Below are 9,534 nucleotides of genomic sequence, written 5' to 3'. Positions count from 1 at the left end.
TCGGCTACGGCGTCCTGCGGTACACCGACGCCGAGGCGGCCGCCGTTCTGGCGGAGCTGCCGGCCCCGCAGATCGGGTTCAACTACCTGGGTCGTTTCGACGCCACCGCCGGTGACGGCGCGGGCGCCGACTGGGCCCTGCGCTCCGACGCCGACCTCGGCGACGGCCGCGAAGCAGGCATGCGCCTGACGCACGTCCTCGACCTCAACGCCGTCACCCAGGACCACGCCGACGGCCCCCGGCTCGTGGCCGACTGGTCCTGGCCGGCCGCTCTGTTCACCGAGGACGAGGTCCAGGTCCTGGCCGAGGGCTGGTTCGAGGCGCTGCGCGCCCTGGCCGCCCACGCCGCGGCGACCGACGCCGGCGGTCTGACCCCGTCCGACGTGCGTCCGCTGGTGTCGGTCACCCAGGAGCAGATCGAATCGCTGGAGGCCTACCACGGCCCCCTGGCCGACCTGCTGCCGCTCTCGCCGCTCCAGCAGGGCCTGTTCTTCCACGCCGTCTACGACACCGAGGGCGAGGATGTCTACACCGTCCAGCTCGCCCTCGACATCGAGGGTCCGCTGCGTCCGCGTTCGCTGCGCGCCGCCGCCGAGACCCTGCTGGCGCGGCACCCGGCGCTGCGCGCCGCCTTCCGGGGCGACGGCGGTCTCACCGCCCCCGTCCAGGTCGTCCCGGCCCACGTCGAGCTGCCCTGGACCGAGATCGACCTCACGGGTCTGCCCGAGGCCGAGCGCGCCGACGCCGTCACCGCCTGGACCACCGAGGACCGGGCCGTGCGCTTCGACCCGGCCCGTGCCCCGCTGCTGCGCTTCGCGCTCCTGCGGACCGGTGCCGAGCGGCACCGGCTGGTCCTGACCAACCACCACATCCTGGTCGACGGCTGGTCGATGCCCGTCCTCGTCAAGGAGCTGCTGACCCTCTACAGCCGCTCCGGCGACGGCTCCGCCCTGCCCCGCGTCACCCCCACCCACGACTACCTGACCTGGCTCGCCGGCCAGGACCGCGGCGCCGCCGAGGCCGCCTGGCGCGAGGTCCTCGACGGCCTGGACGAGCCCACCCTGGTCGCGCCCGCCGGCCACGACGCCGGCCCCGCCGCGCCCGACCGGGTCACCGTGGACCTGCCGGCCGAGCTCACCGCGCAGCTCACCGACCTCAGCCGGGCCGGCGGCTTCACCCTCAACACCCTCCTCCAGGCGGCCTGGGCGATGGTCGTCGGCCAGCTCACCGGCCGCAGCGACGTGGTCTTCGGCGGTACCGTCTCCGGCCGCCCGCCGCAGGTCCCCGGCATCGAGTCGATGGTCGGCCTGTTCATCAACACCCTGCCGGTCCGGGTCGCCCTCGACCCGGCCGAGCCGCTCGGCGCCCTGCTGGACCGCCTCCAGGCCCAGCAGGCAGGGCTGATGGACCACCAGTACCTGGGCCTGACCGACCTCCAGCAGGCCACCGGCCTCGGGGAACTCTTCGACACCCTCGTCGTCTTCGAGAACTACCCCCTCGATGCCGACGTGCTGGAGATCGGCGGCGGCCTGCGGGTCACCGGCATCGAAGGCCACGACGCGACCCACTACCCGCTGATCCTCACCGCGGTCCCCGGAGAGCGCCTCCAGCTGCGCCTGGACTACCGCAGCGACGTCTTCGACGCGCCGGCCGCGCACGCCCTCGTCGACCGCCTGACCGGCGTCCTCCAGGGCGCCCCCGCCCTGCTGGCCACCCCGGTCGGCCGGGTCCCGCTGCTCGGCGACGCCGAGCGCGACCGGCTGCTCGTCGAGTTCAACGACACGGCGCGGGACGACGCCCTCGCCGACCGGGCCGTCACCGGCCTGTTCGCCGACCTGGTCTCCTGGGCGCCGGCCACCGAGGCCGTCGTGTCCGACGAGGGCACCCTCTCGTACCGGGAGCTGGACGCCCGCGCCAACCGCCTCGCGCACCGCCTGATCGCCGCCGGCCTGCGCCCGGAGGGCCGGGTGGCCCTCCTGATGGAGCGCTCGCCCGAGCTGGTCGCGGCCGTGCTCGGCGTCCTCAAGGCCGGCGGCGCGTACGTACCGCTCGACCCGCGCTTCCCCGAGGCCCGGATGCGGCACATCCTCGCCGAGACCGGCGCCACCGTCCTGGTCGCCGACTCGGCCGCCGCGGCCGAGGTGCTCACGCACGGCGCCGACGCCTCCGACGCCGCGGACCTCACCGTGATCGAGGCCGGCCCCGCGCTCGCCGCCGGCCCCGTGCACGACCCGGCCGTGTCCGTCGACCCGGACCAGCTGGCGTACGTCATGTTCACCTCCGGTTCCACCGGCCTGCCGAAGGGCGTCGGCGTCACCCACCGCGACATCGTCGCCCTCGCCGAGGACCGCCGCTTCACGTCCGGGCACGAGCGGGTGCTGCTGCACTCGCCCACCGCGTTCGACGCCTCCACCTACGAACTGTGGGTGCCGCTGCTCGGCGGCGGCCAGGTCGTCGTCGCCCCTGCCGGGGATCTCGACGCGGTCCGCCTGCGCGAGATCGTGACCCGCCACGGCGTCACCGCCCTGTGGCTGACGGCCGGTCTGTTCCGGCTGATCGCCGAGGACGGGCCGGGCTGCCTGGCCCGGGTCAGCCAGGTGTGGACCGGCGGCGACGTCGTCCCCGCCGCCGCGGTCCGCCGTGTCCTGGAGGCCTGCCCCGGCCTGACGGTCGTGGACGGCTACGGCCCCACGGAGACCACCACGTTCGCCACCACCCACCGCGTCCTCGCGGCCGCCGAGGTCACCGACAGCGTGCCCATCGGCCGCCCGCTGGACGGCATGCGCGTCTACGTCCTCGACGCCGCGCTGCGCCCCGTGCCGCAGGGCGTCGCGGGTGAGCTGTACATCGCCGGCGCGGGTCTCGCCCGCGGCTACGTCGGCCGCCCCGGCCTGACCGCCGAGCGCTTCACCGCCGACCCGTACGGCCCGGCCGGCTCGCGCATGTACCGCACCGGCGACCTGGCCCGCTGGAACGCCGACGGCCACGTCGACTACCTCGGCCGGACCGACGACCAGGTCAAGGTGCGCGGCTTCCGCATCGAGCTCGGCGAGATCGAGGCCGTCCTCGCCCGGCACCCCGGCATCGCCCAGGTGGCCGTGGTGGTCCGCGAGGACATCCCCGGCGACCAGCGCATCGTCGCCTACACCGTGCCCGCCCCGGGCTCCGCGGCGTCCCCGGCCGAGCTGCGCGAGCACGCCGCCGACGGGCTGCCCGCCTTCATGGTGCCCTCCGCGTACGTGTCCCTGGACACGCTCCCGCTGACCGGCAACGGCAAGGTCGACCGGCGGGCCCTGCCCGCCCCCGACCTCGCGGCGGGCGCCGGCGGCCGGACGCCGCGGACCCCGCAGGAGGAGATCCTCGCCGGGCTGTTCGCCGAGATCCTGGGCCTGCCCGCGGTCTCGGTCGACGACAGCTTCTTCGACCTCGGCGGCCACTCGCTGCTCGCGACCCGCCTGGTCAGCCGGATCCGCCCGGTCTTCGGCGTCGAACTCGCCGTCCGCAGCCTGTTCGAGGCCCCCACCGTCGCCTCCCTCGCGACCCGGATCGCGGGCGCCGGCCGGGCCCGTACGGCGCTCACCGCGCGGCCGCGGCCCGAGGAGGTCCCGCTCTCGCCCGCCCAGCGCCGGCTGTGGTTCCTGAACCGGTTCGAGGGCCCGAGCGCCTCGTACAACCTGCCGCTGGCCCTCCGCCTCGACGGCGACCTCGACCCGGCCGTGCTGCGTGCCGCCCTGGGAGACGTCACCGACCGGCACGAGAGCCTGCGGACCGTCTTCCCCGAGCTGGACGGCCGACCACGCCAGTGGGTGCTGCCGGCCGGGGTGTCCGCGCCCGCGCTGCCCGTCGTCGAACTGGCCGCCGACGACCTCGACGCGGCGCTCGCCGACGCGGTCGCCGAGGGCTTCGACCTGACGGCCCAGGCCCCGCTGCGGGCCCGGCTGCTGCGGATCTCGCCCACCGAGCACGTCCTGGTCGTCGTCCTGCACCACATCGCCGGCGACGGCTGGTCGCTGGCCCCCTTCGCCCGCGACCTGGGCACCGCCTACGACGCCCGGTGCGCCGGCCACGCCCCCGCCTGGGAGCCGCTGCCGGTCCAGTACGCCGACTACACCCTGTGGCAGCGGGAGGTCCTCGGCGACGAGGCCGACCCCGACAGCCCGCTCGCCCGCCAGATCGACCACTGGCGCACCGCCCTCGCCGGGCTGCCGGAGGAACTGGCCCTGCCCACCGACCGGCCCCGCCCCGCCGAGGCCGGCTACCGCGGCGGGTCCGCCCCGCTGACCGTCCCCGCCGAGGTGCACGAGCGGATCACCGCCGTCGCCCGCGCCCACAACGCCAGCGTGTTCATGGTCGTCCAGGCGGCGCTGGCCGCCCTGCTCGGCCGGCTCGGCGCCGGCGAGGACATCCCCGTCGGCAGCGTCATCGCCGGCCGGACCGACGAGGCCCTCGACGACCTGGTGGGCTTCTTCGTCAACACCCTCGTCCTGCGCACCGACCTGTCCGGCGACCCCACCTTCGCCGAACTCCTCGACCGGGTCCGGGAGTCCGACCTCGCCGCGTACGCCCACCAGGACGTGCCGTTCGAGCGGCTGGTCGAGGTGCTCAACCCGGCGCGCTCCCTGGCCCGCCACCCGCTGTTCCAGGTGATGCTGGCCTTCCAGAACAACGCCGAAGCCACCCTCGACCTCGACGGCCTGCGCGCCACCGCACTGCCGGTGCGCCTGGAGGCAGCCAAGTTCGACCTGCTGTTCTCCCTGGAGGAGACCTTCACCGCCGAGGGCGGCCCGGCCGGGCTGCGCGGTGTCGTGGAGTACTCCGCCGACCTCTTCGACCGCGCCACCGCCGAGGCGATCGGCGCCCGCCTGGGCCGGCTGCTGGACGCCGTCACCGCCGACCCGCAGCTGCCGGTCGCCGCCGTCGACATCCTCACCGACACCGAGCGCGCCCGCGTCCTGGACGAGTGGAACGACACCGGCCGCGAGGTCGCCGACGCCACCGTGCCCGAGCTGTTCCAGGCACAGGCCGCCCGTACCCCGCACGCCCCGGCCGTGCTGCACGCCGGCCGGGAGCTGGCCTACGGCGAACTGAACGCCCGCGCCAACCGGCTCGCCCGGCTGCTGATCGCCGAGGGCGCCGGCCCCGAGCGGTTCGTCGCACTGACCCTGCCGCGCACCGCCGACATGATCGTGGCGCTGCTGGCCGTACTGAAGTCCGGCGCCGCCTACCTGCCCGTCGACCCCGGCTACCCGGCCGACCGCATCGCGTACATGCTGGCCGACGCCCGGCCCGCGCTCGTGGTCACCACCGCCGAGGCCGCGGCCGTCCTGCCCGGGGGCGTGCGTACCCTGCTGCTGGACGACGACGCGGTGTGCGAGCGGCTGGCCGCGCAGGGCGACGGCGACGTGACCGACGCCGAGCGGGTCCGCCCGCTCGACGTGCGCCACCCCGCCTACGCCATCTACACCTCCGGCTCCACCGGCCGCCCCAAGGGCGTCGTCGTCGCCCACCGCAACGTCGCCGACTTCGCCGCCTGGGCCGCGTCCGCGATCGGCGCCGAGCGGCTCTCCGACGTCCTCGCCGCGACCTCGCTCAACTTCGACGTCTCCGTCTTCGAGATGTTCGGCCCGCTCCTGACCGGCGGCCGCATCGAGATCGTCCGCGACGTGCTCGCCCTGCTGGAGGCCGCCCCCGGCCGCCACTACAGCCTGGTCAGCGCCGTTCCCTCGGCGCTCGCCCACACCATCGCGCAGTCCGACGCCCCCGGCTTCGGCGCCGACCTCGTCGTCCTCGCCGGCGAGGGCCTGTCCGCCCACACCGCCGACGCCATCCGCGCGGCCGTGCCCGGCGCGGCTCTGGCCAACATCTACGGGCCCACCGAGGCCACCGTCTACGCCACCGCCTGGTACGACGAGCCCGGCCGGAGCTCCGGTGACCGCACTCCGCCCATCGGCCGGCCCCGGCAGAACACCCGGGCCCTGGTGCTCGACGAGGGCCTGCGCCCGGTGCCGCCCGGCGTCGCCGGCGAGCTCTACCTCGCCGGCTCCGGCCTGGCCCGCGGCTACCTGGGCCGGCCCGGCCTGACCGCCGAGCGCTTCGTCGCCGACCCGTACGGCCCGGCCGGCTCGCGCATGTACCGCACCGGCGACCTGGTCCGCTGGAACGCCGACGGCCAGATCGAGTACCTGGGCCGGACCGACTTCCAGGTCAAGGTGCGCGGCTTCCGCATCGAGCTCGGCGAGATCGAGGCCGTCCTCGCCCGGCACCCCGGCATCGCCCAGGTGGCCGTGGTGGTCCGCGAGGACACCCCCGGCGACCAGCGCATCGTCGCCTACACCGTGCCCGCGGCCGGCGCCGCGGCCGTGGCGGACGCCGCCGGCCTGCGCGCCCACGTGGCCGCCGCCCTGCCCGAGTACATGGTCCCGTCCGCCTTCGTCACGCTCGCCGCGCTGCCGCTCAACCCCAACGGCAAGCTCGACCGGCGCGCCCTGCCCGCCCCCGACTTCGGGGCCGCGGCCGGCACCGGACGCGCCCCGCGCACCCCGCAGGAGGAGCAGCTGACCGCGCTCTTCGCCGAGATCCTCGGCGTCGACACGGTCTCCATAGACGACAGCTTCTTCGACCTCGGCGGGCACTCCCTGCTCGCCACCCGGGTCGTCAGCCGCATCCGCACCCTCTTCGGCGCCGAACTCGCCGTCCGCACCCTGTTCGAGACCCCGACCGTCGCCGCACTCTCGGAGCGTCTCGGTGACGCGGGACGCGAGCCCGCCCGCCCGGCCCTGGTGGCACAGGTGCGGCCGGAGTCCGTGCCGCTGTCGCCCGCCCAGCGCCGGCTGTGGTTCCTCAACCGCTTCGAGGAGCGGAGCGGCACCTACAACCTGCCGCTGGCCGTCCGGCTCACCGGAGCCCTCGACACCGAGGCCCTGACCGCCGCCCTGGGCGACGTCGTGGCCCGCCACGAGGCGCTGCGCACCGTCTTCCCCGACACCGACGGCCACCCCCGCCAGCAGGTCCTCGCCGCCGACACCGTGCGGCCGGCCCTGCACACCGCCCCGTACACGGAGCAGGCGCTCGCCGAGGCGGCCGCCCGCGACTTCGACCTCGCCACCGAAGTGCCGGTGCGCGCCCACCTGTTCACGGTGGACGCGGACACGGACGTCCTGCTGCTGGTCGTCCACCACATCGCCGCCGACGGCTGGTCCATGGCGCCGCTGGCCCGCGACCTCGCCGAGGCGTACCGGGCCCGCCGCGAAGGCCGGGCCCCCGCCCGGGAGCCGCTGCCCGTCCAGTACGCCGACTACACCCTGTGGCAGCGTGACGTCCTCGGCGACGAGGACGAGGCGGGCAGCGAACTCGCCCGCCAGATCGGCTACTGGCGGCAGACCCTGGACCGGCTCCCCGAGGAGCTGGCCCTGCCCACCGACCGCCCGCGCCCCGCGGAGATGAGCTTCCGCGGCGACACCGTGCCCCTGCACCTGCCGGCGCAGGCCCACGCCCGGCTCGCCGAGCTCGCCCGCACCTCCCGCGCCAGCGTCTTCATGGTGGTCCAGGCGGCCCTGGCGGCCCTGCTCGACCGGCTCGGTGCCGGCACCGACATCCCGATCGGCTCCCCGATCGCGGGCCGCACCGACGAGGCCCTCGACGACCTCGTGGGCTTCTTCGTCAACACCCTGGTGCTGCGCACCGACGTCTCCGGCGACCCCACGTTCCGCGAACTGCTGGACCGGGTCCGGGAGTCCGACCTCGCCGCGTACGCCCACCAGGACGTGCCGTTCGAGCGGCTGGTGGAACTGCTCAACCCCGAGCGCTCCCTGGCCCGCCACCCGCTGTTCCAGGTCATGCTCTCCCTGCAGAACAACGCCGCCGCCGCCCTGGACCTCGACGGCCTCGCCGTCGCACCGCACCAGGTCACCGTCGACGGCGCCAAGTTCGACCTGTCCTTCCAGCTCGCCGAGGAGTTCACCGCCGACGGCGCCGCCGCCGGGATCGGCGGCCGCATCGAGTACGCCACCGACCTCTTCGACCGGGAGACCGTCGCCGACCTCGCGGACCGCTTCACCCGCACCCTGGCCGAGCTGGTCACCCGGCCCGACCAGCCGCTGTCCCGGCTCGACGTCCTCACCGACGCCGAGCGCCGCACGGTGCTGGCCGACTGGAACGACACCGCCCGCCCGGTGCCCGCCGACACCCTGCCCGACCTCTTCGAGCGGCAGGCGGAGCGCACCCCGGACCGGACCGCGCTGGTGGCCGGCGCCGACCGGCTGACCTTCGCCGAGCTCGACGCCCGCGCCAACCGGCTGGCCCACCTGCTCGCCGGACACGGCATCGGCGCCGAGGACTACGTCGCCGTCGCCCTGCCCCGCACCGCCGACCTCGTCACCGCCGTGCTCGCGGTCGCCAAGGCCGGTGCCGCGTTCGTCCCCGTCGACCCCTCCCACCCCGCCGACCGCATCGCCCAGGTGCTCCAGGACGCCGGCACCGCGGCCGTGATCACCGCGGCCGACGCCCGGGACACGCTCCCCCTGGACCGCGGCGGCATCCGCATCGACCTGGAGTCGCCCGCCGTCACGCAGGCCCTGCGCACCCTGCCCGACACCGCCCCCGCCGACACCGGCCGGGTCCGCCCGCTGGAGTCGCGCCACCCGGCGTACGTCATCCACACCTCCGGTTCCACCGGCCGCCCCAAGGGCGTCGTCGTCCCGCACGCGGGCCTGGTGAACCTCTTCCACCACCACGTCGACGAGCTGTACGCGGCCGAGACCGCGGCCGCCGGCCGCCCCCTGCGGGCCGCGCTCACCGCCGCCGTCTCCTTCGACGCCTCCCTCGACCCGCTGCTGTGGCTGGTCGCCGGGCACGAGCTGCACCTCGTCGACGACGACACCCGCCGCGACGCGCCCGCGCTCGTCGGCTACGTCCGGGCGCACGGCATCGACTTCATGGAGCTCACCCCGTCCTACGCGGAGCAGCTGCTGGAGGAGGGCCTCGTCCGCGACGAGCAGGCCCGCCCGCGCATCCTCGCCCTCGGCGGGGAAGCAGTGAGCCCCGCCTTGTGGCAGGAGCTCGCCCGGACCCCGGGCGTCACCGGCTACAACCTGTACGGCCCGACCGAGGCCACCGTCGACACGGCCACCGCCCGCACCTCGGACACCTCCCGGCCGCTGGTCGGCCGGCCCGTCGGCAACGCCCGCACCTACGTCCTGGACGAGCGGCTGCGGCCGGTGGCCCCGGGCGTGGCCGGCGAGCTGTACATCGCGGGCGCCGGTCTGGCACGCGGCTACCTCGGCCGCGCCGACCTGACGGCCGAGCGCTTCGTCGCGGACCCGTACGGGCCCGCGGGCACCCGGATGTACCGGACCGGCGACACGGTCCGCTGGACCCGCGACGGGCAGCTCGACTACCTGGGCCGGTCCGACGACCAGGTCAAGGTGCGCGGCTTCCGCATCGAGCTCGGTGAGATCGAGGCCGTCCTGGCCCGCTACGAGGGCGCCGCCCGGTCCGCCGTGGTCGTCCGCGAGGACACCCCCGGCATCAAGCGGC

Annotated in this window: 1 protein-coding gene; it reads left to right on the top strand. The window is 75.8% G+C overall.

Annotated elements, in window-relative coordinates; all coding sequences use genetic code 11:
• Positions 1-9,534 (top strand): non-ribosomal peptide synthetase (locus tag GPJ59_RS28345; RefSeq protein WP_219670548.1); only part of this gene is annotated, 9,534 nt, incomplete at both ends.

This window comes from Streptomyces bambusae, assembly GCF_019400985.1.
GTDB lineage: Bacteria > Actinomycetota > Actinomycetes > Streptomycetales > Streptomycetaceae > Streptomyces > Streptomyces bambusae_A.
This window is presented reverse-complemented; position numbering and strand designations above follow the sequence as displayed.